This is a genomic window from Pseudomonas sp. Y3 TE3536 (assembly GCF_053629175.1).
In genome coordinates this window covers 5595425-5619435 of sequence record NZ_JBRJHU010000001.1, presented here as the reverse complement: position 1 = coordinate 5619435, position 24011 = coordinate 5595425, and the positions used below count along the sequence as shown (strand labels likewise).

At 63.6% G+C, this 24011-nt stretch carries 17 protein-coding genes and 1 pseudogene; 8 read left to right on the top strand and 10 right to left on the bottom strand.

Going from position 1 to position 24011, the window contains the following annotated elements; all coding sequences use genetic code 11:
• Window positions 1–52: 52 nt before the first annotated feature.
• From AB7M33_RS25110 to AB7M33_RS25100, 3 genes are all read right to left on the bottom strand, one after another.
• Complete coding sequence (locus AB7M33_RS25110) at window positions 53–916, bottom strand: LysR family transcriptional regulator (RefSeq protein WP_085274271.1); 864 nt, start codon at window positions 914–916, stop codon at window positions 53–55.
• Between the two features lie 81 nt (window positions 917–997).
• Complete coding sequence (locus AB7M33_RS25105) at window positions 998–1846, bottom strand: ABC transporter permease (protein WP_454243909.1); 849 nt, start codon at window positions 1844–1846, stop codon at window positions 998–1000.
• The gene (locus tag AB7M33_RS25100) at window positions 1843–2859 is read right to left on the bottom strand and encodes an ABC transporter substrate-binding protein (protein ID WP_099429117.1); all 1017 of its coding nucleotides are present in this window, start codon (window positions 2857–2859) and stop codon (window positions 1843–1845) included. Before AB7M33_RS25100 ends, AB7M33_RS25105 begins: the two co-directional genes overlap by 4 nt.
• Window positions 2860–3034: 175 nt before the next feature.
• Here AB7M33_RS25100 and AB7M33_RS25095 point away from each other — a divergent pair, with 175 nt between their 5' ends.
• Entirely contained in the window at window positions 3035–4951 is a 1917-nt protein-coding gene (locus tag AB7M33_RS25095; RefSeq protein ID WP_454243908.1) for a S8 family serine peptidase, read from the top strand.
• 32 nt (window positions 4952–4983) lie between these two features.
• On the opposite strand, the gene AB7M33_RS25090 is transcribed toward AB7M33_RS25095, so the two are convergent.
• Both AB7M33_RS25090 and AB7M33_RS25085 read right to left on the bottom strand, forming a co-directional pair.
• The gene (locus AB7M33_RS25090) at window positions 4984–5739 is read right to left on the bottom strand and encodes a methyl-accepting chemotaxis protein (protein ID WP_454244258.1); all 756 of its coding nucleotides are present in this window, start codon (window positions 5737–5739) and stop codon (window positions 4984–4986) included.
• 102 nt (window positions 5740–5841) lie between these two features.
• A pseudogene (locus AB7M33_RS25085) lies at window positions 5842–6807 on the bottom strand (HAMP domain-containing protein); the annotation flags it as partial.
• Window positions 6808–7316: 509 nt separating this feature from the next.
• Between AB7M33_RS25085 and AB7M33_RS25080 the strand changes: the two are divergent.
• Window positions 7317–8636, top strand: a complete 1320-nt coding sequence (locus AB7M33_RS25080; RefSeq protein WP_027593561.1) for a Na+/H+ antiporter family protein — start codon at window positions 7317–7319, stop codon at window positions 8634–8636.
• Between the two features lie 14 nt (window positions 8637–8650).
• On the opposite strand, the gene AB7M33_RS25075 is transcribed toward AB7M33_RS25080, so the two are convergent.
• From AB7M33_RS25075 to AB7M33_RS25065, 3 genes are all read right to left on the bottom strand, one after another.
• Window positions 8651–9658, bottom strand: a complete 1008-nt coding sequence (locus tag AB7M33_RS25075) for a FecR family protein (RefSeq protein WP_274886961.1) — start codon at window positions 9656–9658, stop codon at window positions 8651–8653.
• 170 nt (window positions 9659–9828) lie between these two features.
• Window positions 9829–11598, bottom strand: coding sequence for an acyl-CoA dehydrogenase C-terminal domain-containing protein (locus AB7M33_RS25070; protein ID WP_454243907.1), 1770 nt, complete (start codon window positions 11596–11598; stop codon window positions 9829–9831).
• 141 nt (window positions 11599–11739) lie between these two features.
• Window positions 11740–13362 carry an acyl-CoA synthetase gene (locus AB7M33_RS25065; RefSeq protein ID WP_238213319.1) on the bottom strand — a complete coding sequence of 541 codons (1623 nt, stop codon included), beginning with the start codon at window positions 13360–13362 and terminating at the stop codon, window positions 11740–11742.
• A gap of 195 nt (window positions 13363–13557) precedes the next feature.
• Here AB7M33_RS25065 and AB7M33_RS25060 point away from each other — a divergent pair, with 195 nt between their 5' ends.
• The 6 genes from AB7M33_RS25060 (at window position 13558) to AB7M33_RS25035 (ending at window position 20166) form a co-directional block, all read left to right on the top strand.
• Complete coding sequence (locus tag AB7M33_RS25060; protein WP_454243906.1) at window positions 13558–14964, top strand: sensor histidine kinase; 1407 nt, start codon at window positions 13558–13560, stop codon at window positions 14962–14964.
• Between the two features lie 12 nt (window positions 14965–14976).
• Entirely contained in the window at window positions 14977–15594 is a 618-nt protein-coding gene (locus AB7M33_RS25055; protein WP_454243905.1) for a response regulator transcription factor, read from the top strand.
• Window positions 15595–15715: 121 nt separating this feature from the next.
• Window positions 15716–16189: a MarR family winged helix-turn-helix transcriptional regulator gene (locus AB7M33_RS25050; RefSeq protein ID WP_099429125.1), complete on the top strand. Its 474-nt coding sequence runs from the start codon at window positions 15716–15718 to the stop codon at window positions 16187–16189.
• A gap of 30 nt (window positions 16190–16219) precedes the next feature.
• A complete protein-coding gene (locus AB7M33_RS25045; protein ID WP_099429126.1) occupies window positions 16220–17413 on the top strand; it encodes an HlyD family secretion protein in 1194 nt (397 codons plus the stop codon).
• Window positions 17410–18942 carry a DHA2 family efflux MFS transporter permease subunit gene (locus AB7M33_RS25040; RefSeq protein ID WP_454243904.1) on the top strand — a complete coding sequence of 511 codons (1533 nt, stop codon included), beginning with the start codon at window positions 17410–17412 and terminating at the stop codon, window positions 18940–18942. Before AB7M33_RS25045 ends, AB7M33_RS25040 begins: the two co-directional genes overlap by 4 nt.
• Before the next feature lie 477 nt (window positions 18943–19419).
• Window positions 19420–20166 carry an SDR family oxidoreductase gene (locus tag AB7M33_RS25035; protein ID WP_027593552.1) on the top strand — a complete coding sequence of 249 codons (747 nt, stop codon included), beginning with the start codon at window positions 19420–19422 and terminating at the stop codon, window positions 20164–20166.
• Window positions 20167–20172: 6 nt separating this feature from the next.
• Here the strand turns inward: AB7M33_RS25035 and AB7M33_RS25030 are convergent, their stop codons facing one another.
• Together AB7M33_RS25030 and AB7M33_RS25025 are read right to left on the bottom strand one after the other, a co-directional pair.
• On the bottom strand, window positions 20173–21894 hold the full coding sequence (locus AB7M33_RS25030) for an ATP-binding protein (protein WP_454243903.1): 1722 nt from the start codon (window positions 21892–21894) through the stop codon (window positions 20173–20175).
• Window positions 21895–21925: 31 nt separating this feature from the next.
• Window positions 21926–23995 carry a PAS domain-containing protein gene (locus AB7M33_RS25025; RefSeq protein WP_454243902.1) on the bottom strand — a complete coding sequence of 690 codons (2070 nt, stop codon included), beginning with the start codon at window positions 23993–23995 and terminating at the stop codon, window positions 21926–21928.
• Window positions 23996–24011: the final 16 nt, after the last annotated feature.

Here is a 24011-nt window from a genome sequence, read left to right as displayed (position 1 = left end):
AAACGTTGTTTTCTTCAGTGACCGTTGAGAATAACTGCACGGTTGATGCGATTTAGGCGTCCAGGGCCGTCTTTAGCACCGCACTCAAGTGGCGCCGCTGGCTTTTCTCATGCTCCAGCAGCACCACCCGGCGCGTCAGTTGCGGCTCGCCAAACGGCAGGCAGGTCGCCGGCGGCAAGCGCTGCAGGTCCGCGTCGGCCATGGGGATGATGGCCACGCCCAGGCCCATCACCGCCATGCTGGCCAAGGCTTCCTGGCTGTCCAGCTCCATTTGTTCGCTGACTTGCAGGTGCTGGCGGCGCAGCTCCTGTTCGATCTGTCGCCCGGCCCAGGCGCGTTTGTCGAAGCGCAGGAACGGTTGGCTGGCCAGCAGCTCGGGCACGCTCTGGCCAGCCAGGTCGGGGCTGGCAATGGCCCAGAAGCGGTCAGCGAACAGCGGGGTGAAGACCAGGCTCTGCGGGTAGGGGCTGACCGGCTCGGTGGTGATCGCTGCATCGAGTTCGCCGTCTTCGACGCGCCGGGCCAATTCCGCCGACATGCCCGACGCGACACTGATGTGCAACTGCGGGTGGTGGGTCTTGATCCACAGCAGGGCTTTGGGCAAGCGCCGGGCCAGCACCGTGTGGATCGCCCCCAGGCGCAAGCGGCCACGTAGGCTCGGGCCACTGGCCAAGGCATCGGCCAGCTCGTCATAGGCGCCGAGGATGCTCTCGGCGCGCGCGACCGCCAACTGCCCGGCTTCGGTCAGCACGACTTGCCGTCGGCTGCGATCGAACAGGGTGACCTGCAGTTCGTCTTCGAGGGTCTTGATGTGCAGGCTCACGGCCGAAGGGGTGAGGCTGAGCAGGTCGGCGGCACGGGCGAAGGTGCCGTGGCGGGCGATGGTCACCAGGGTGCGCAGGGCTTTGAGGGACACGCGAAGGGGCTCCAGGGCTGAGCGGGCAGGCGTGCATTGTCAGTGCGGGGCCGGTCGCCGGCAAGCCGGCATCTGCGTACTTCAACGCCCCGTGCGCCCATACGCCTGGCTGATGCGGTCAATCACCATGGCCAGCGCCACGATCGACAACCCCGCCTCGACGCCCTGGCCGACGTTAAGGGTCTGGATCCCCGCCAGCACATCCTCACCCAGCCCGCGGGCGCCAATCATCGAAGCCACCACCACCATCGACAACGCCATCATCACCGACTGGTTGAGCCCGGCCATGATACTGGGCAGGGCCAGTGGCAGGGCGATGCGACGTAGCCGCTGCCAGCGGCTGGCACCCAGGCCGTGCGCAGCCTGCAACAAGGACGGGTCGATCTGCCGCAAGCCCAGTTCGGTCAGCCGCACCAGTGGCGGCAAGGCGTAGATCAGGGTGGCGAACACCGCCGGCACCTTGCCCAGGCCAAACAGCATCAGCACCGGGATCAGGTAGACGAAGGCCGGAAGTGTCTGCATCACATCCAGCACCGGCATCAATAGCCGTCGAGCCAGCGGGCGGGACGCCAGCAGAATACCCAGCGGCACGCCGACCATCACGCACAAGCCCGTGCTGATCAGGACCAAGGCCAAGGTTTGCAACAGCTTGTCCCACAGCCCGAGCACGCCGATCAAGGCCAGCAGGGCCACCATCATCAGGCTGCGCAACAGGCTGCGGCTGGCATGCCAGGCGAGCAGCCCGACCACCAGCAACAGCGCCCACCAGGGCAACAGGCGCAGCAGGTTTTCCAGGCCCACCAGCAGTTGCAGCAGTTGATCCGAGAGGCTGCGCAAGTGGTCGCCGTAGTTCAACACCAGCCAGTCGACTAACTGGTTGACGCGGCCCGCGAAGGAAAATTGCAGGGCTTCGGGAAAACCGCCGCTCATAGGCTGCCCTCGACCTTGGCTGCGACCTGCGCAGGCAACCAGGCTTTCCACACGTCACGGTTATCGCGCAAAAAGGCGAGGGCAGCCTGGTTGGGCGGGATGCGCTTTTCGCTCATCTCGGCCAGGGCGCTGTTGAGCCGATCGATCGGCAGGTCGACTTTTTCGAACACCGCCACCAGGTCCGGGTAGCCTTCTTTGAACGCCTTGGAAACGCCAATCGACAATTTGGCTGGCAGTGACTGGCTACCTTGCGGGTTGGGGTTGCTGGCATCTGTCAGGGTGGCCCAGGCCTTTTCATTGAAGGGCGGCTCTTGCAAGCGGATCAGCTTGTAGCGCCCCATGAGCGGGGTCGGGTTCCAGTAATAGAACAGCACTGGCTGGCCGCGACGGATGGACGAGCTGATTTCGGCATCCAGCGCTGCGCCAGAGCCACTGCGGAAGTTGTTGTACAGCGCATCCAGCCCATAGGCCTTGAGTTTCTGGCTGTTGACCGTCTCGGACGTCCAGCCACTGGGGCTGTTGAGGAAGCGCCCTTTGTCCGGCATTTCAGGGTCGCTGAACACCTTGGGGTAACGCTTGAGGTCGTCGACACTGTGCAGGTCCGGTGCCAAGGGCTTGAGGTTGCGCGACGGGTCGCCCTGGATCACGTAGGCTGGCACCCACCAGCCTTCTTCAGCGTGCTTGACCGTGTCACCGAGGGCAAACACCTGCCCAGCCTGCTCGGCCTTGATCCACGCGGGGCTGCGCCCGGCCCATTCCTCGGCGATCACCTGCAGGTCGTTGCGGGCCAAGGCCACTTCCATGCTCACGGTGCTGCCGGGCAGTGTGTCGGTGGGGTAGCCGTAACCACGCTCGACGATCAGGCGCAGGATCTCGGTGGTCAGTGCACCGCTTTCCCAACCAATTGCGCCAAAGTGAATCGGCGCGTTGCGTTCCGCTGAGGCGGCGCTGTCGGTGCTGGCCAAGCCAAAAGCCAGCAGCAGGCCGGCCAGCAGCGTTGGAATTCTTTTCATCGGGGCCTCCTCGGTAGCCGCTGCGTCAGTGCCGGCAAGTGTAGACGACCCCTTTGCTTGCTTTGCCTGGCGGGAGGCAGGGAAGGCGCTCTCTCTGTGCCCCTTGGCGCGCGGTTGCAAGAGTGTGCGTTGCCATTTCGGCAGCACACTTGGCCCACGGCGCGAGGCATTCCTGATGACCCTTGATTTGAGTTTCGTCTATTACCGCAACTTCTGTTTCGATGGAAAATTTCACGTTCGGTGCATGGGTGCAGACCTGCACAAGGTCAGCCGTATTCGCTACGAGCTGGAGCGGGCCGGGCCTGAGGGTGCGGTGTCGTTCAGAGGGGTTTCGGTACAGTCCGAGGTACACACTGGCCGCTTGGGGGACCATGGATGCCCGGCCACGTTGATCGCCGAAGAAGCGTCAGGTGTCTATAGCATCCGGCCAAGAGTCGTCCTGTTGGATGAACATGCCCGGGCCATGAACCGGCCTACCGGCGCTGCCGGGATCATTGACTTGCCGCCCTTGGTGCTCGAGATCAAGGCCGAGGAGTTGAACCGACGCGTGCTCGAAAAAATACCGCTGCCATCTGCGGGCGGGCGAGGCAAGCGTGAGGTGGGCCAGAGCAGCCGCGAATACGAACCTCGTGAGCAGCTCGCGCAAGGCCTTGCGGCAGTGGCGCCAGGTGCCGCGTACCCCACGCTGGTTATCGCGTTCGAAGCGGGTGGCTACCAACGGCTGCTTGATGATCTGCAGCCCGATTCAGGCTCGGTACTGGTTCGTTATTGGCCAAATCTGAATACCGTGCTTACCCCCCGGCCTGTTCTGGATGAGCAGGAGCAGCATGACGATCGGCTTCAGGCATTACGCACGTTCTGCTATCTGGAGCAGCCGCCGAGCATGCTCAACGACACTTACCTCGCACTGCTCAAGACCCTGGCCGCGCTGGAGTACGTGCAGTCCATGCAGTTCCTGCAAGCCAGCGCCCAGCCAAACCTGATCTTGCTTGGCGCGGCGGCGGTGGTAGCCACGCTGTTGACCGGCGCCGCCGTGGTGGCGGGCAATCGAGCCCACGAAAATGCCCAGCCCACGCCCGACTTCGAACCTCGCCAGCATTACCTAGACGCACCAGGGCCAAGATGGAAAGGATTGAACGTGCGCAAGGCCTGGGCCGGGGGGGTAACTGGGCGAGGCGCGCGGATCCATTTCAGTGACGGTGGGTTGTTTCGCGAGCACGAAGACCTGCGGGGCAACCCTGACCTGAAGATCGTGTCGCTAGCGCCCAACAACGATCCCAAGCATGGGACTGCTTCCGTGGGAATCATCCTGGCAACGCGCAATGGGTTTGGGGCAACGGGGGTCAGTCACGACAGCGAATTGTACCTGTACCACAACCGCTCCAAGGATATTCACGGCAACAATCAGGTGCTCAAAGACCTGCTGCGCAACGTGGAACCCGGGGATATTGTCGCCATCAATCGTCAATCCGCCAACCCCGCAGTATTGAGCACCCTGCTGCCGTCCGTGCACGACAAGGCCTGGTGGACAGTGATGCAGCAACTGACCCAGCGCGGCGCTGTGGTGGTCAACGCGGCGGCCAATGGCAGCAGCAAGACCCTGGCGCAACAAGGGACTCAAGCCAACCAGGGCGTCGACCTTGCCAATTGGCCCTACTTCGACGACTACGGCGACGCCGGAGTCATCTTGATTGGCGCGTGCCAATCGTACAGCGGCAAGCCCCACACGTACTCCAACTACCGCTACCGCCATCGCATGCTCAATGGCTGGGGCGACAGCGTAGTGACCCTGTCCAGAGGTGACTTGCAGGACTTACCGGGTGAAAACAGGGACTACTCCGAGAACTACGCCGGCACCTCCAGTGCAACTCCCATGGTGACGGGCGCACTGAGCCTGATCCAGTCCTATGCCATGGAGCACCATCACGTCTACCTGAATGCCGACCAGATGCACCTGCTGGTCATGGCGTCCGGGTATGAAGACGCCACCGAGCCGGGTACCGATGTACTGCCGATGGGGGCCAGGCCCAACGTGCACGGTGCGTTGGTCATGCTTGATCGCATACTCGGCAACGGCCGCTTCGAACCTTGAGGTGAGGCCGGCAAGCGCCGGCCTCTAACGCATCAGACGCGGAATTGATCCATCAGCGCCTGTTGTTGATTGGCCAGGCTGTTGAGCGACTGGCTGACCCGAGCCGACTCGTTGGCTTGCCCTGACAGCGATTCAGTGACATCGCGAATGGTTGCGACATTGCTGTTGATCTCTTCGGCCACCGCGCTTTGTTCTTCGGCGGCCGAAGCGATCTGCAGGTTCATGTCGGTGATCACCGTCACTGCCTGGCCGATGCGCTGCAGTGCAGTAACGGCCTGGCCGACCTGCTCCACGCCACCCTGGGCCTGGCGATGGCTGTTGTCCATGGCACCGACCACTTCGCGGGTACCGGTCTGCAAGGCCTCGATCACCTGGCGGGTTTCTTCCACTGACTCCTGGGTGCGCCGGGCGAGGTTGCGCACTTCATCAGCGACCACGGCAAAGCCACGGCCGGCCTCACCGGCGCGGGCAGCTTCGATGGCGGCGTTGAGTGCCAACAGGTTGGTCTGCTCTGCAATCGAGCGGATCACTTCCAGCACCGAGCCGATTTTTTCGCTGTTCTGCGCCAGGCCCTCGACTTCGGCCATGGCGTTGTTCATGTCGGCGGCCAAGGCATCGATGCTGTGGGTGGTGCGGTCGATCACGGCCAGGCCCTCGCGGGTGGCCTGGTCGGCCTCGCGGGCTGCCTGCGCAGCCTGGGCAGCGCTGCGGGCAACGTCCTGGGCGGTGGCGCTCATTTCGTGCGAGGCGGTCGCCACCTGGTCAACCTGGCGGTACTGCTGCTCCATGCCAGCGCTGGTCTCGCTGGCGATCGCCGAGGACTGGTCAGCCGTGCCACGGGCGGCCTGCACCGAACGTTTGACCTCGGCAATGGTGGGCTGCAGCTTGTCGAGGAAGCGGTTGAACCAACCGGCCAACTCGCCCAGTTCGTCCTGCTTCTGGTAGGTCAGGCGGCGGGTCAGGTCACCTTCGCCACTGGCGATGTCCTTGAGCATCGCTGCCACGCCCAGAATCGGCCGGGTCACACCACGCGCCATCAGCCACACCAGCAGCAGGCCGGCGATTGCAGCGGCCAGGCCGAGGCCCAGCTCCAGCAAGGTGCCACTGGTGTTCAGTGCATCGAGTTCCTGTTTCAACGTTTCGGCGGGCCCGGTCAGGGCGTTTTCCGGCACGTCCAGAAGCACGCCCCAGGGCTGGGCGCCGGGGATCGGCTCGAAAGCCGCCAACACCTTGAGGCGTTGCTGGTCGTGCAGGATGCTCAGCTTGCCCTCGGCCAGCTTGCGCACCAGTTCGGCGCCCTTGGCCGTGTCGACCTGGTCGAAGCGCTGGGCCAGCTTGCCGGCATCGGCGCTGTAACCGGCCAACAGGCCCACCGGGCTGAGAATGCCCACGGTGGTGCGGCCTTCGTACAGGCTGCGGCTGGCATTCTGGGTCAAGGCCTGCAGGCTGTTGAGGTTGATGTCGATCGACAGGGTGGCGATCACCTTGCCGTTGACGGCCAGGGGGAAGACGATGCTGGTCATCAGCACCCGCTGGCCATCGATGTCATAGAAGTAAGGCTCCACCACGCAGACCTTGCCGCTGCTGCGCGGGCACACCCACCACGTGTTGGCGGGCTGGCCGCTGGGGCCGACCTCGGTATTGGCCATGTCATGTTCAGGCAGGGCCATGGCGGTCAGCTGGCCGGCACGTGGTTGCGACCAGTACAGCGCGAAACGCCCGGTTTCGTTGCTGCCCAGCTCTGGCTTGGCTGTGAACAGGTTGTCCTTGTGGTCCAGGGCGTTGGGCTCGAACACCAGCGACATGCCGAGCAGGTCGGGGTTGGCCTGCAATGCGGCGCGCACTTGGCGGGTCATGTCCTCGCGCAGGTCGTAGGCGTCGAGGAAGCGCTTTTCAGCCTGCTCGCGCAGGAACAGCACCTGGCGGGCGAAGCCGGCGCCGTACTGATAGGCGTCCATGAATTGACGGCGAATGTTCAAGGCTTGCACTTCACCTTGCGACTCGATGCGCCCCTGGGCCGCATCGGTGAGCATCTGCATGCTGCTCGCCTTGACCAGGTCCGAGCTGTGGTCCATGCGGTACAGCGAAAGGCCGACAAGCAGGGTGACGATGCCGGCCAGGCACAGACCGGCGAGCAGGGTGATCTTCCACTGGATGGAAAGTTGTCGCAAAGGCATGGGGCGAATCCCTTGTAATAGTTCTGGCTGTCGACTGTGTCGGCCATCGCGCTTTTTTCTTTATTCAAACGTTCAATTTAAATTAAGGCGGGGGCTGAGTAATGCGCCGCACCATGGCGCTTTTGACATCTGCCGCCCACTGCTTCAGAGTGCGCGCTTTTTTTCTGTCCTTATGAGGTAAGCCAACCATGAATGCAGTGATCGCCGCGGTCGGCATCATGCTGATACTCAGCCTGTCGCGGGTACACGTGGTCATCGCCCTGATCATTGGTGCCTTGGTCGGCGGCCTGGTCGGCGGCTTGGGCATCGAGGGCACGCTGAAGGCCTTCAATGGCGGGCTGGGTGGCGGCGCCACCGTGGCATTGTCGTATGCGCTGCTGGGCGCCTTTGCCGTGGCCATCGCCAAGTCAGGGCTGGCGCACGCCCTGGCCGATCGGGCCTTGGCCATGATCGACCGCCAGGGCCATGCCAATGGCGGCAAGGTGAAGTGGATGATGATCGGCCTGATGCTGGTGGTGGCGGTGTCGTCGCAAAACATCCTGCCCATCCACATCGCCTTCATCCCGCTGCTGGTGCCGCCGCTGCTGTATGTGTTGACGCGTCTGCGCATCGACCGTCGACTGATAGCTTGCGTGATCACCTTTGGCCTGATCACCCCGTACATGTTTCTGCCGGTGGGCTTTGGCAACATCTTCCTCAACGAGATCCTGCTGGCCAACGTCGCCCGCGCCGGGGTCGATGTGAGCGGCGTCAATGTCACCCATGCCATGGCCATTCCGGCGGCGGGCATGCTCGCCGGCCTGTTGTTGGCGGTGTTCTTCAGCTACCGCAAGAAGCGCGACTACGACCTGGCGCGTATCGAGCAGGTCGAGCAGGTCAGCGTGCAATATAACCCGTTGACCCTGATGGTCGCTGGCCTGGCGATCGCGGCGGCGTTTATCGTGCAGCTGTTGCTGGACTCGATGATCATTGGCGCCATGGTCGGGTTCCTGATCTTCTCGCTGTCGGGCATCGTGCGCTGGAAAGACACTGACGACCTGTTCACCGAAGGCATGAAGATGATGGCCATGATCGGCTTCATCATGATTGCCGCGTCGGGTTTTGCCGACGTGATGAAGGCCACCGGCGAGGTCAAGAGCCTGGTAGAGACATCGGCGCAGTGGATCGACCACAGCAAGGGCGTCGGCGCCTTGCTCATGCTGCTGGTGGGGTTGCTGGTGACCATGGGCATCGGCTCGTCGTTCTCCACCGTGCCGATTCTGGCGGCGATCTTCGTGCCGCTGTGCGTGCAACTGGGCTTCGACCCCGTGGCCACGGTGTGCATCGTGGGTACCGCCGGGGCATTGGGGGATGCAGGTTCGCCCGCGTCGGACTCGACCTTGGGCCCGACCTCGGGCCTGAACGTGGACGGCCAGCACCACCACATCTGGGACACGGTGGTGCCGACCTTCATCCACTACAACCTGCCGCTGCTGGCGTTTGGCTGGTTGGCGGCGATGACGCTGTAAGGCGGGGGAGGGCGTCAGCCCTTGTCGGGCGGCGGCGAGATCCTGTTGAGGACTGTGCTGCCGTCCTTGCTGCGGGTCAGGTAGACCGGCAGCACCTTGGGCAGGTTGTTGACCAGGCGCCCGACTTCGCGGGTGTTATAGATGCCGCTGATGCGGATCCGCCCGGTGCTGGCATCGGCCAGCAGCAGCGGGGCGTCGAGGTAGCGGTTGATCACCGGCAACGCCTGTTCCAGGCTCAGGTTATCGAGCACCAGCTTGCCATTGCGCCAAGCCAGGGCATTGCCGTAATCGTCGCTTTGCGCGAGTTGCGGCTCGAAATCGCCCTTGTGATAGCTGGCCTGCATCCCAGGGCCTAGGCGGTAGCCACCGGCACTGCCGTCGCTGGACACCAGCACCGAACCCTCCACCAAGGTGACCTTGACCTGGTCCTGGTACTTCCAGACGTTGAACTGGGTGCCGGTTACCCGGGTCTGGCCGCGGCCAGCGTGGACGATGAAGGGGTGCGCACTGTCGTGCTGGACCTTGAAGAACGCCTCGCCGCGCTTGAGGGTAACCTGGCGCTGGTCCTTGAAGTTGAGGTATGTCAGCTCGGTATTGAGGTTGAGCTGCACCGTGCTGCCGTCGCTCAGCTCTACTGTCTGCATCCGGTCGCTGGCTTCGAAGTGCTGGTAATGGTTGGGCAGCCAACCTTGTTCCCAGCCCATCCAGCCTGCCAACGGCAGTACCGCCAGGGCGATGGCAGCAGCCGAGGCCAGCGGGCGCCAGTTGCGAACGCGTGCGGCCTGGCGTGACGGCGGGTTGAAATCGACCACGGTCGCGTTGCGTGGCAGCAGGTCGGCGGTCTGCCAGATTTCCAGCATCGCTTGGTATTCCTCGGCGTGCCGTGGGTCAGCCGCTAGCCAGCGGGCGAACGCCTCGCGCTCTGCCGCCGTGCAATCATCGGCGTGCAGGCGCATGCACCAATGCGCGGCGGCGTCGGTAATGGCATCGTCTGGGCTGGGATTGAGGCGGTCGTGATTCATTGCGGCTCCGGGTTTTGCGCATTCTACCCTTGCTAGAGGGTTCCCGAGAACCGAGGTAATGGCGAATGACTATCAGTTGTGCCGGTTTTTCGTCGGATTTGCAATGGAATTTCAGCGTTTGAGAACCCTTCGCGGGCAGTGCCGGGGGGCGCTTTACGCCCCCACGCTGATCAGAACTGTGCCGCAGTCAACCCGTACAGGCTCGCGCTGCCGGCCTGGATACTGGCTTCCAGCCCCAGGCTGCGTGGCAACACGCGCTGGAAGAAGAACGCTGCACACGCCAGTTTCGCCTCATGGAAGGCCGGGTCTTGTTCGCGCTTGGCCTGCGCCACGGCGGCCATGCGCGCCCACATGTAGGCGTAGGCGGTGAGGCCGAACAGGTGCAAATACTCCACGGCCACGCTGCTGACCAGGTTGGCGTCCTGGCTTGCGCGTGCCCGCAGCCAGGCGCTGGTGGCTTCCAGACGCGCAACACTGGCTTGCAGGGCTTCGCGGTACAGTGGCGCGGCAACGCTGAAGGCGCGCACCTCGGCGGTGAAACTGGCCAGCGCCTGGCCACCGTCTGCCAGCACCTTGCGCCCGAGCAGGTCGAGGGCCTGGATGCCGTTGGTGCCCTCATAGATCTGTGCGATACGCACGTCGCGCACGCGTTGTTCCTGGCCCCATTCGCGGATGTAGCCATGACCGCCATACACCTGCTGGCCGAGCACGCAGCTTTCCAGGCCATTGTCGGTGAAAAACGCCTTGGCCACGGGCGTCAGCAGTGCCACCAGACGCTGGGCATGTTCGCGTTCTCCGGCGTCTTCGGCGTAGCGGGCCAGGTCCAGCTGTTGCCCCACGTACGCCGCAAAGGCCCGGCCACCCTCGGTAAGCGTGCGCATGGTCAGCAGCATGCGCCGCACATCGCCATGCTGGATGATCGGGTCGGCCACCTTGTCCTTCGCCTGCGGGCCCGTGGCGGCACGGCTTTGCAGGCGTTCGTTGGCGTAGCGTGCGGCGCTCTGGTACGACGCTTCGGCGCAGCCGATACCCTGGATGCCAATGGACAGCCGCTCGTAGTTCATCATGGTGAACATGGCCGCCAGGCCCTTGTTCGCATCGCCGACCAGGTGGCCGATGGCGCCATCGAAGTTCATCACGCAGGTGGCCGAGGCCTTGATGCCCATCTTGTGCTCGATCGACCCGCACTGCACGGCGTTGCGTTCGCCCAGGCTGCCATCGGCATTGACGTGGTACTTGGGCACCAGGAATAGCGAGATGCCTTTAGCCCCCGCCGGTGCGTCCGGCAACTTGGCCAACACCAGGTGGACGATGTTTTCGGTCAGGTCCTGCTCGCCGCCGGTGATGAAAATCTTGCTGCCACTGATGCGGTAGCTGCCATCGGCCTGGGGTTCTGCGCGGGTGCGGATCAACCCCAGGTCAGTGCCGGCGTGGGGTTCGGTCAGGCACATGGTGCCGGCCCAACGGCCTTCATAGAGCGGCGGCAGGTAGCTGGCCTTGAGTGTTTCGCTGGCGTGGGCATCGATTGCCAGGCAACTGCCGGCACTCAAGGCCGAATACAGGCTGAAACTGCAGTCGGCGGCGTAGAGCATTTCTTCGAACAGTACGCCCAGCATCTTCGGCATGCCCATGCCGCCATGCTCGGGGTTGCCGCCCAGGCCAACCCAGCCACCTTCCCGGTAGGTGCGCCAGGCGTCGCGAAAGCCATCCGGGGTGGTGACCTGGCCGGCTTCGAAGTGCACACCCTGCTCGTCACCGTTGCGGCTGAGCGGGGCGATCAGCTGGCTGGTGACCTTGGCCGCTTCTTCGAGGATGGCATCGGCGGTGTCGGCGTCGATGCGCTCGGCCAGGGCGGGCAGGCGTGCCCACAAGGCAGGGCCCTGCAACACATCGTGGAGGATGAAGCGCATGTCGCGCAGTGGGGCGGTGTAGTGGGGCATCGTCGGCTCGAAGAAGTGAGTTATAGGTTGTCTGGCCGTGCCTCTTCGCGGGTAAACCCGCTCCCACCGGTTTAATGCAGTTCCCAAGAACGGCGCTGTTCTTGTGGGAGCGGGTTTACCCGCGAAGAGGCAGTTACAGCCTTAAAGGGCTTTGGCGCGGTCGCGCAGGACGTACTTCTGGACCTTGCCGGTGGAGGTCTTGGGCAGCTCGCCAAAAATCACGGTCTTCGGCACTTTGAACCCTGCCAGGTGCTCACGGCACCAGTTGGTGATGTCGGCTTCGCGGGTGTCTTCCCGGCCAGGCTTGAGCGCCACGAAGGCGCAGGGCGTCTCGCCCCATTTGTCGTCGGGGCGCGCCACCACGGCCGCTTCCAGCACCGCTGGGTGTTTGTAGAGGGCGTCTTCGACTTCGATGGTGGAGATGTTTTCGCCACCGGAAATGATGATGTCCTTGAGCCGGTCCTTGATCTCGACATAGCCATCGGCATGCCAGACTGCCAGGTCGCCAGTGTGGAACCAGCCGCCGCGGAAGGCCTCGGCCGTGGCCTCAGGGTTTTTCAGGTAACCCTTCATCACCGTGTTGCCGCGCATGAAGATCTCGCCCAGGGTGTTGCCGTCGCGCGGCACCGGGGCGAGGGTTTGCGGGTCGGCGACCATGAGGCCGTCGAGCGTCGGGTAGCGCACGCCCTGGCGGGACTTGATGCGCGCGCGCGCTTCCAGCGGCAGCGCGTCCCATTCCTCATGCCAGGCGCATACCGTCACCGGGCCGTACACCTCGGTCAGGCCGTAGGTGTGGGTCACCTGGATGCCCATTTCTTCCACCGCGCCAATCACTTTGGCGGGCGGCGCGGCGCCTGCGACCATGGCCTGCACCGGGTGCTCGATGGCAGCCTTGGCGGCCTCAGGCATGTTGACCAGGGCGTTGAGCACAATGGGCGCGCCGCACAGGTGGGTGACCCGGTGTTCGCGGATCAGGGTGAGGATCTTTTGCGGGTCGACCCGGCGCAGGAACACGTGGGTCCCGGCCAAGGCGGTGATGGTCCAGGGGTAGCACCAGCCGTTGCAGTGGAACATGGGCAGGGTCCACAGGTACACCGGGCGGTGGCCCATGGCCCAAGTCATCTGGTTGCCCAGCGCGTTGAGGTAGGCACCGCGATGGTGGTAGACCACGCCCTTGGGGTTGCCGGTGGTGCCGGAGGTGTAGTTGAGCGAAATGGCCTGCCATTCGTCATCGGGCCATTCCCAGGCAAATTCCGGGTCGCCCTCGGCCAGCAGGGCTTCGTAGTCAAGCGCGCTGACCGCGCGGCCTTCGCCGTACTCCGGGTCATCGACGTCGACCACCAGGGGCGGGTGTTCGAGCAAGGCCAGGGCGGCTTCGATGACCGTGTGGAACTCGCGATCGGTGATCAGCACCTTGGCCTCGCCGTGTTGCAGCATGAAGGCGATGGCTTCGGCGTCCAGGCGAACGTTGAGGGTGTTGAGCACCGCACCGGTCATGGGCACGCCGAAGTGCGCTTCGAGCATGGCCGGGGTGTTTGGCAGCATCACCGCGACCGTGTCGCCACGGCCGATGCCGCGCCCAATCAGGGCACTGGCCAGGCGCCGGCAGCGTTGGTAGGTTTCCTGCCAGTTGCGGCGGATGGCGCCATGGATGACAGCCGGGTAGTTACCGTACACCGCAGCGGTGCGTTCGATGAAGCTCAGTGGGGTGAGGGCGACATGGTTGACGGCAGCGGGCATCAGGCCCTGGGCATAGATCGACATGCGGTAATCCTGTAGGGGAGGCAAGCGCAGCCTGTGCGCGTGACCCCCGGTGGCTGATTGTTAGCTCTGTTCAGGGTGTGGAAAAGCGTACGGTTAGCCGCTTTCCCCTGTCGCAGTTTTACGCGAGTCGCTATGGTAGATGGAATATCGACTATAGCAATATAGTAAAACTACTATAACAACGAGTTGCACGCCGTGGACAAGACCCTGTCTCCCTTGCTCGCCAAAGACCCACAGCCCAGCCTGTTGCTGGCCGCCGATGCCAGGCCGCTGGCCACCAACCCGGCCTTGCAGGCCTTGCTGCACGAAGGCCCGCCGCTGGCGGCCTGGCTACCGGCCAACTGCGCCGCGCTGGTGCGGGCCTGCCTGCGGCAGCACCGGGCAATTGCCGACGTGGAAGTACAGGTTGGCGAGCGCATCGTGCTGTGGACCTTCATCCCAGATGACCAGGGCCAGCAGGTGCTTGGCCGATGCCGTGACGCCAGCGCCGAACGCCAGGGTGCACGCGAGGCCAGCCGCGCCCGGCGCCTGTACCGTTTGATCATCGAGAACACCACGGACCTGATCTCCCGGCACAGCCCTGACGGGCGCTTCCTCGACGCCTCGCCGGCGGCCTTCCGACTGTTGGGCCGATGGCCCGAGCAACTGCGGGGCATGGCCGTGCGGACGTTGCTGCACCCGCGTGAACGCCGCCAGGTGCTGGCCCAGGCTGCTGCTGCCCTGGACCAGGACGGCTACCACACCATGACCTGCCGGGTGCGCCAGGCGGCGGGCGGCTACCGCTGGTTCGAGATCGCCAGCCGCGCTATCCGCGAGACCTACACCGGGGCAGTGGTGGAAATCGTCAGTGTCTCCCGGGATATCACCCTGCGCATCGAGGCCCAAGAAAGCCTGGCCCACAGCGCGCGGCTGGCCACTTTGGGCGAGCTGGCCTCGGGCATCGCCCACGAGATCAATCAGCCGTTGGCGGCGGTGGTCAACTATGCCAACGCCAGCCAGCGCTACCTGCAAGGCCTGGAGCGCGACCCGCAGGCGCGTGAGCGGGTCGGCCAGGGGCTGCAGCGCATCACCGAGCAGGCTACCCACGCCGCGCAGGTGATCCGCCGGCTACGTGTGTTCCTGCGTAAAGGGCCCCGCCGGCTGCAAGCGCTCGACATGCTCGATGTGGCCAATGAAGCCATGCGCCTGTGTGCCTGGGAGGCGGCGCGTGACCAGGTCAGCATCGAACTGCGCATGAGCGCGCAATTGCCGGCGGTGTATGCCGACCGGGTGTTGCTGGAGCAGGTGCTGCTGAACCTGCTGCGCAATGCCATCGATGCCAATCGCGAACAGCAGGGCGAACGGCCCTCACGTATCCTGCTGGGCGCCGTGCGCGAAGGCGACGGCGTGTTGGTCGAGGTGACGGACCAAGGGCCGGGCGTGGCGGCCGAGCGCCTGGATGAAATCTTTACCCCGTTCACCACCAGCAAGGCTGATGGCCTAGGGCTGGGCCTGAGCATGAGCCGCAGCCTCATCGAAGGCTTTGGTGGCAGCTTATGGGCACGTGCGGGCGCGAACGGTGGGTTGGTGTTGTGCTGCCGCTTGGCAGTGAGCAGGGAATAACGGGAGGTCAGGGTGCAAGCGAAGGTGTATGTGGTCGACGACGACCAGGGCATGCGTGATTCCACGGTCTGGCTGCTGCAGTCGGTGGGGCTCGAGGCTCTGTCGTTTGCCGGTGGGCAGGCGTTTCTGGATGCGTGCATCGATGACGGGCCGGCCTGTGTGCTGTTGGATGTGCGCATGCCTGGGCTGGGCGGGCTGGCGGTGCAGCAGTTGATGAAGGAACGGGGCTTGGAACTGCCGGTGATCTTTGTCAGTGGCCATGCCGACGTGCCGATCGTGGTTAGGGCGTTCAAGGCCGGTGCCTGCGATTTCATCGAGAAACCCTACAGCGACCAGTTGCTGCTCGACAGTGTGCAGGCGGCATTGGAGCGGGCAGGGCGCGCGCGTCAGGGCGACCAGGCGTTGGCGCAGGTTCAGGCGCGGGTCGATGGCCTGACGCCACGGGAGCGCGATGTGTTCGTGCCGTTGGCCCAGGGCTTGAACAACCGCGAGATCGCCGAGCGCCTCGGGGTTAGCGTGAAGACCGTTGACCTGTACCGGGGGCGGGTGATGAAACGGCTGCAAGCAGGAAGCCTGGCGGAACTGGTAGGCATGGCGATCGCCTGCGGCGCTGTGCCAGCGTTGAGGTAGGGGCGGCCCACAAAGGTCCGGGCTATGCAAATTCATGAAATTTTGCATAGCACCCTAATCAAAGCTTTGACATTCACTGCCTAGGCAGTAATATTTTTAAACAATTACCCGGGCAGACTCCATGGCGCATTTCTCTCCAGAAAACTTCCAGACCTGTGCCATCGGCATGCTGCTGGGCCGCGCGGCGATCCTCAAGGACCGCATTCTCGACTGGCACCTCGAATCAGAGGGCGTCACCGCCGCGCAGTTCAAGGTGTTGATCATCGTCACCCAGTATCAGGTGGACACCCCGGCCGAGCTGTGCCGCTACCTGGGCCTGGACAGCGGTTCGATGACCCGCATGCTCGACCGCCTCGAGCAGAAGGGCCTGATCCTGCGCAACCGCTGCGCCGACGACCGACGCCAGGTTCGCCTGGCCTTGACCGCCGATGGCCAGCGCCTGGCGGACCGGCTGCCAGAAATCGGTGCGGCAGCGATGAACGAATTGTGCGGCGCACTGCAACCCGAAGAGCTCAAGACGCTCGAGCGCTTGTTGGCCAAGGTGCTGCTCAGCGCTGGCGACCCTTTGACGATCCGCCGCTTTGGCGATCGTTGACCCCTGTTACGCATTATCCAAGGTATTGTCATGGCCACTTCCACAGACACCCCAACCCCTGCCGACGCGCCTGCGCCGTCGCGCAAACGCAAGGCCTGGCTGCTTGGCCTGCTTCTGCTGCTGATCCTCGGCGGTGTCGGCGCCTGGGCCTGGTATTCCCTGGTCGGGCGCTGGCACGAAAGCACCGATGACGCCTACGTCAATGGCAACGTGGTGGAGATCACCCCGCTGGTGACCGGCACTGTCACCAGCATTGGTGCCGATGACGGCGACCTGGTTCACGCCGGCCAAGTGCTGCTGCAGTTCGACCCGTCCGACAGCGAGGTGGCGCTGCAGTCCGCCGAAGCCAAGCTGGCGCGCACGGTGCGCCAGGTGCGCGGCTTGTACAGTAATGTCGATGGGCTCAAGGCCCAGTTGCAGACGCGCCAGGCCGAATTGCAAAAGGCCCAGGACAACTACAACCGGCGCAAGGTGCTGGCCGACAGCGGTGCGATTGCGGCAGAAGAAATCTCCCACGCCCGTGACGACCTGAGTGTGGCCCAGAGCGCCCTGGCCAGTGCCCGTCAGCAGCTCAACACCAGCACCGCGCTGGTCGACGACACCGTGGTTTCCTCGCACCCCGAAGTCATGGCAGCCGCTGCCGACCTGCGCCAGGCTTACCTCGACAATGCCCGCACCACCTTGGTGGCGCCGGTGACCGGGTATGTCGCCAAGCGCACCGTGCAACTGGGCCAACGCCTGCAGCCGGGCACCGCGACGATGGCGGTGATCCCCCTGGACCAGGTGTGGATCGATGCCAACTTCAAAGAAACCCAGCTACGCGACATGCGTATCGGCCAGCCGGTGGAAATCAGCGCCGACCTGTACGGCAGCGCGGTCAAGTACAGCGGCACGGTCGACAGCCTCGGTGCCGGCACTGGCAGCGCGTTCGCTCTGCTGCCGGCGCAAAATGCCACCGGCAACTGGATCAAGATCGTGCAGCGGGTGCCGGTGCGTATTCACCTAAGCCCGGACCAGCTCAAGGACCATCCGCTGCGTATCGGCCTGTCGACGCTGGTGGAGGTCGACCTGCACGACCAGAGCGGCCCGACCCTGGCCCAGCAACCGCCGCAGCAGGCCAGCTACACCACCCAGGTGTACGACCGCCAACTGGTCGATGCCGATAACCTGATCGCCCGGCTGATTCACGAGAACAGCGCATCCGGCAAGACGGCGCAGCGATGAACAACCAGGCTGCCGCCCAGTTCACGCCGCCGAGCCTGTTGCTGACCACCATCGGCCTGTCGCTGGCAACGTTCATGCAGGTGCTCGACACCACCATCGCCAACGTGGCCTTGCCGACCATTTCCGGCAACCTGGGGGTGAGCTATGAGCAGGGCACCTGGGTGATCACCTCGTTCGCCGTGAGCAACGCTATCGCCTTGCCGCTGACGGGCTGGCTGAGCCGGCGCTTTGGCGAGGTGAAGCTGTTCATCTGGGCCACGTTGTTGTTCGTACTGGCATCGTTCTTGTGCGGCATCGCCCAGTCGATGCCGGAGCTGGTGGGCTTTCGTGTGTTGCAGGGCGTGGTGGCGGGGCCGTTGTACCCGATGACCCAGACCTTGCTGATTGCGGTGTATCCGCCAGCGAAACGGGGGATGGCCCTGGCGCTGTTGGCGATGGTCACGGTGGTAGCGCCGATTGCCGGGCCGATACTGGGGGGCTGGATCACCGACAGTTACAGCTGGCCGTGGATCTTCTTCATTAACGTGCCGATCGGCCTGTTTGCCGCCGCTGTTGTACGCCAACAGATGCGCTCGCGGCCGGTGGTGACCAGCCGCCAGCCGATGGACTACATCGGGCTTTTGACGCTGATCGTGGGGGTGGGGGCGTTGCAGGTGGTGCTCGACAAGGGCAATGACCTGGACTGGTTCGAGTCGTCGTTCATCATCATGGGCAGCTTGATCTCGGTGGTGTTCCTGGCGGTGTTCGTGATCTGGGAGCTGACCGATCGGCATCCGGTGGTCAACCTGCGGCTGTTCGTGCACCGCAACTTCCGGGTCGGCACCATAGTGTTGGTCGGGGGCTATGCGGGGTTCTTCGGTATCAACCTGATCTTGCCGCAGTGGTTGCAGACGCAGATGGGTTATACGGCGACATGGGCGGGTTTGGCGGTGGCGCCGATCGGGCTGTTGCCGGTGATCATGTCGCCCTTTGTCGGCAAGTACGCGCACCGGTTCGACTTGCGGCTGCTGGCGGGGTTGGCGTTTCTGGCAATTGGCACGAGCTGCTTCATGCGGGCTGGGTTTACCAGTGAGGTGGACTTCCAGCATGTGGCGTTGGTGCAGTTGTTCATGGGGATTGGCGTGGCGCTGTTCTTCATGCCGACGTTGAGCATTTTGCTGTCGGACTTGCCGCCGCATCAGATAGCCGATGGCTCGGGGCTGGCGACCTTTCTGCGTACGTTGGGGGGGAGTTTCGCGGCGTCGCTGACGACGTGGATCTGGATACGGCGGGCGGATCAGCATCATGCGTATCTGAGTGAGAATATCAGCCAGTTTGATCCGGCGACGCGGCATACGCTGGAGCAGCTTGGGGGGGCCAGTGTGCAGAACTATGCGCGGTTGGAGCAGATCGTGAATGCGCAGGCTTACATGATGTCTACGGTGGACTATTTCATGATGATGACTTGGGTGTTTGCGGGGTTGATTTTGTTGGTTTGGTTTGCGCGGCCGCCGTTTACGGCTAAGGCTGGGCCTTCTGCGGGGCACTGATGGGATAGTAGTTGTTGGTGTTGTTCGTGTTGTTGGTGTTGAAGGTGTGGCAGGGGCCAGTTGCCAAGGCGACGCTTAGTCACCTTTCCGCCCTTACGGCGGGTCACTTTTTGGCAAACGCCCCAAAAAGTAACCAAAAAGGGCTGCGCTCCATCATCCGGCCCCTACGCTGCGCTTCGGGGTCCCCTCGCTCCGGCCTTACTCCCGGGAGGGCCGCGCTGCAGGGCCCATCCTGGGCCCCAGCGCTTGACGGGCATCCTTGCCCGTCACCTCCCTCCGCAAGGCCTGCGCTCGGCCTCCTGAGTCGCTGAAGGTCAAAAGCCAGATCAAGATCAAGATCAAGAGCTGGATCAAGAGCCGGATCAAGAGCTGGGGCAACGTCGCGTGCGATTGTGCGCTTTGGGAAGGGGTGGCATTCCCATGCGTTGGCATTTGTCCTATTGTCGAAAGCCCACTTTCAACAGCATTGGCAGGCCCATGGAGAATGTCATCGTCATTACTGGCGCCAGCCGAGGTATCGGCGCGGCGACAGCCCTGCTGGCCGCTCGGCAGGGGTATCGTATCTGCATCAATTACCACGCGGATGACCAGGCTGCCGAGCGCGTCCTTGGGCAGGTCCGCGCGCTTGGCGCCGAAGCGATTGCGGTGCGGGCCGATGTCAGTGTCGAGGATGAGATCATTCAGCTGTTCCAGCGTGTCGATGAGGCGCTTGGCCCGGTGACTGCGCTGGTCAACAACGCGGGCACCATCGGCCAGCAGAGCCGTGTCGAGGAGATGTCCGAGTTTCGCTTGCTCAAGATGATGAAGACCAACGTCGTTGGGCCCATGCTTTGCGCCAAACATGCGCTGTTGCGCATGGCGCGTCGGCATGGCGGGCAGGGCGGGGCGATCGTCAACGTCTCTTCAGTGGCTGCGCGCCTGGGCTCGCCCAACGAATACGTCGACTACGCGGCCTCCAAGGGCGCGTTGGATACTTTTACCCTTGGCTTGGCCAAGGAAGTGGCAGGCGAGGGCGTGCGGGTCAATGGCGTGCGCCCAGGCTATATACACACCGGCTTCCATGCGCTTTCCGGTGATCCGGACCGGGTCGCCAAGCTCGAACCCGGGTTGCCCATGGGCCGCGGCGGCCGGCCAGAAGAAGTCGCCGAGGCCATTGTCTGGTTGCTCTCGGACAAGGCCTCGTATTCCACCGGCAGCTTCGTCGATTTGGGCGGCGGGCGCTGAGGCGCCTTATCCTTCCAGTAACTGGCCGACCTGCTGGGCCAGTGCTTCGAGGCTGAAGGGCTTGGTCAGCACGCGCATGTCGGTTTCCAGGTTGCCGTTAGCCAGCGCTGCACTTTCGTCGTAGCCCGTGACGAAGAGCACCTTGAGCCCGGTGTAACGCCCGCGCAACGTGTCGGCCAACTGGCGCCCGTTGATCCCGCCCGGCAAGCCCACGTCGCTGATCAGCAGGTCGGGCGCGGGTTGCTCTGCCAAGCCTGCAAGTGCTTGGGGGCCATCTTCGAACATCATTACGTCATGGCCCAGGTCATGCAGCACTTCAGCAATCACCAGGCGCATGGCGCTGACATCCTCGACCACGGCGATTCGCTTTATCGCGCCTGTATTCGAGCGCGGTACCGGTACCGCGGGTTTGAGTACGGCAGGCGCAGGCTGCGCGTGGTGTCTGGGCAGCAGCAAGCGCACCGTGGTGCCTTGGCCCAAGGACGATGCGATGTGCAGTTGCCCGCCGGACTGGCGCACAAAACCGAAGACCATCGACAACCCTAGGCCCGTGCCGCGGCCAAGCGGTTTGGTGGTGAAGAACGGGTCGACGGCGCGGGTCAGGGTCTCATCCGTCATGCCACTGCCGTTGTCTTCGACGCTGAGGCAGAGGTAGTCGCCAGGCGTTAGCTCAAGCTGCGCAGCCTGCTCGCTGGCCAACGAGACATTGCACAGGGCGATACGGACCCTACCCCCGTCGGGCAGAGCATCGCGTGCATTGATGCATAAATTGAGCAGGCTGCTCTCAAGTTGAGGAGGGTCGATATGCACCGTCCAGCAAGGGTCGCTGCACTGGTAGTCGAGTTCGATGTGGGGGCCGGTGCTGCGGCTGATCAGTTCCAGCATGCCGGTGACCAGCACCGCGACGTCGGTGGCGCGTGGCTGCAAGGTCTGTTGACGGGAGAACGCGAGTAATCGATGAACAAGCGCCGCAGCCCGTTGTGCCGCACTATGGGCGCTTTCCAGCAAAGGGGTAATGGTTGCCTTGGGCTGGTCGATGGCCACCCTGTCCCTGGCCAGCTCCAGGGCACCGAGAATGCCGCCGAGCAGGTTGTTGAAGTCGTGCGCAACACCCCCTGTCAGCTGACCTACAGCCTCGACTTTCTGCGCTTGGCGCAAAGCCTCTTCGGCCTTCTGGCTCTGCGCCACGGCCTGTTCGACACGCTGCTCAAGCTCTGCGTTGAGGTCTTGAAGGGCACTCTCAGCGCGCTTGCGCGCTGTCACATCACGGAAGATCACCGCCACCTGATGGTTGTGGGCCGGTTCGATACGGATTGCCGCTAGGCCAAGGCAGCGGCCGGTGGCAAGCAACTCATGCTCGAAGTACAGCGGATTGCCAGTCCGCTCCACGGTGCCGAAGTAGTCCAGCCAGACATGGGCCTCGTCGGGTATCACTTCCCGCAGGGTCCGGCCCACGACATTGGGCAGCCCGGCATGCCTGCAGTAAGCCGGGTTGGCCATCAGGTGTACATAATCGCTCAACGGCCCAAGCGGTCCATCGATGAACTGGATGATGCAGAAGCCTTCTTCCATGTTCTCGAACAGAAAGCGGTAGCCTTCCGACGCCTGCGCGCGTGCGTTCAAGCGCAACAGTTCGCTGTTCAACTGGCTGTTTTGCTGTTCGAGCTGATCGATTCGCTGGCGTAAACCCTCCAGCTCATCGGTTGTATTCAAGCAATCACTGGGCATTCATTTCGCTCCATCGATAAACCACGGGCCGCTAATGCATCAGCAGCTGTGCGACCCTTTCCACGAGTGCCGCCAAGTCAAAGGGTTTGGTCAATACACTGGACGCTTCCAGGGGTTGGCCGTGGCTGAGTACTGCGCTTTCATCGTAACCGGTGATGAACAGCACTTTTATGTGCGGGTGCAGTACGCGGCATCGGTCGGCGACTTGACGCCCGTTCAGCCCACCGGGCAGGCCAATATCGGTGATCAGCAGGTGCGGCTGGGGGCACTGCTCAAGGTACGCCAGCGCGCTTGGGCCGTCGGCGAATGCCTGGACGTCATGGCCGAGCTCTTCGAGTACTTCGCTGATGACCAGGCGCAGGGGCTCCTGGTCTTCTACCAACACGATTTGCCCAGTCGGCAAGCTGTTGCCACTCGCCGGGAGTTGAGCCGGGGTTTCGAAACTGTTCATCGCTTGCCAAGCAAGGTGGCGGGGCAGGTACAGTTCGATCAGCGTGCCTTCATCGGGCTTGGACAGGATACGCATCTGCCCCCCTGACTGGCGCACGAATCCGTAGACCATGGAAAGCCCAAGGCCAGTGCCCTGGCCCATCGGCTTGGTGGTGAAGAACGGATCCACCGCGCGCGCCGCGACCTCTGCCGACATGCCTCGCCCGTTGTCCTTGACCCCAAGGCGCAGGTAATCGCCTGCAGCCAGGTCGAGCCCTTGGGCACGCTGCAAGTCAAGGGTCAGGTTGTCGCCGCTGAGGGTAATTACCCCACCTTCAGGCAGTGCGTCTCGGGCGTTGATGCACAAGTTGAGCAGGGCGTTTTCCAGCTGTGGCGGGTCGATGAACGTTGGCCACAGGTGCTGCGGGAAATGGCTGTGCAACTGGATGGACGGACCGATGCTGCCACGGACCAGCTGCTCCATGCCATTGACCAAGCGGGTGACATCGGTGGGCTGGGGTTGCAGCGTCTGCTGGCGCGAGAACGCCAGCAGGCGGTGCACGACAGCGGCGGCACGCTGCGCCGCGCCACTGGCAACGTCCAGCAAGCTGCCGAGTTGGTCGTGACGCGCCTGTTGCAAGCGTTGCTGCATCAATTCCTGGGCCGCCAGAATGCTACCCAGCAGGTTATTGAAGTCATGGGCGATGCCGCCACTCAGGTGCCCCACGGCCTCCATTTTCTGCGCATGCCGCAGTGCCTCTTCAGCGTTAAGCAGGCGCTGCTGGGCGGCGACGCGTTCGCTGATGTCATACGCGAACAAGTAGGCACCAAGAATCGCGCCATGAGGGTCGCGAAGGCAGTTGAAGCGCAGCTCGTAATGCCGTTGTGCAGCCCCCTTGCCGAAACGCTGGGTTATCGTGAACTGCTCGCCCGCCAGTGCACGCTGCCACATCGGCATGATCACGTTCAGGTCGGTGAGGTTATCGCCCATCAGCGCGGGCACAGAGTCGCCCACTTCCGGGGTGGCGCCATACAAGTAATGAAATTCCAGCTTGGCCTGCCGGTTGATCGCCAGCCAGCGCAAGTTGCTGTCGATCATGTGCACGTTGGCCAGGCTGTGCTCGACCAGCTCGGCAAACAGCTGACGTTCCGCCAGCGCGGCACTGACTCGCTGCTCCAGCTCTTCGTTCAACCGCTGCAGGGCCAGCTCTGCACGACGCCGTTCGGTGACATCCTTGAACAGCACCGCCACCTGGCGCCGCTCAGCGGGTTCGACGCGAAAGGTGGTGACGGACAGGACATGGCCAGTGGCAACCAACTCCTGTTCGAAGTGCAGCGGCTCGCCGGTGCGCAGCACTTCGCCGTAGCGGGCTACCCAAACGTCGGCCTCGTCGGGGACCATCTCGCGCAGTTTTTGCCCGACCACGTTGGGGATGCCGGCATGTTTCGCATACGCTGCATTGGCTACGACATGCACGTAGTCACTCAAGGGGCCATGTGGCCCATCGAAGAACTCAATGATGCAGAAGCCTTCGTCCATGGTGTCAAACAACGAACGATAGAGAATCTGATCGTGTTCCTGGTGGCTCGCCAACTGCGACTCCAGCAGTGCGTTACGGCGCTCCAGGTCTTCGACGTGTTGGCGCAGGGAAAGCAGGTCGCGGGAAGGCATGCCGACGTCCGACGAA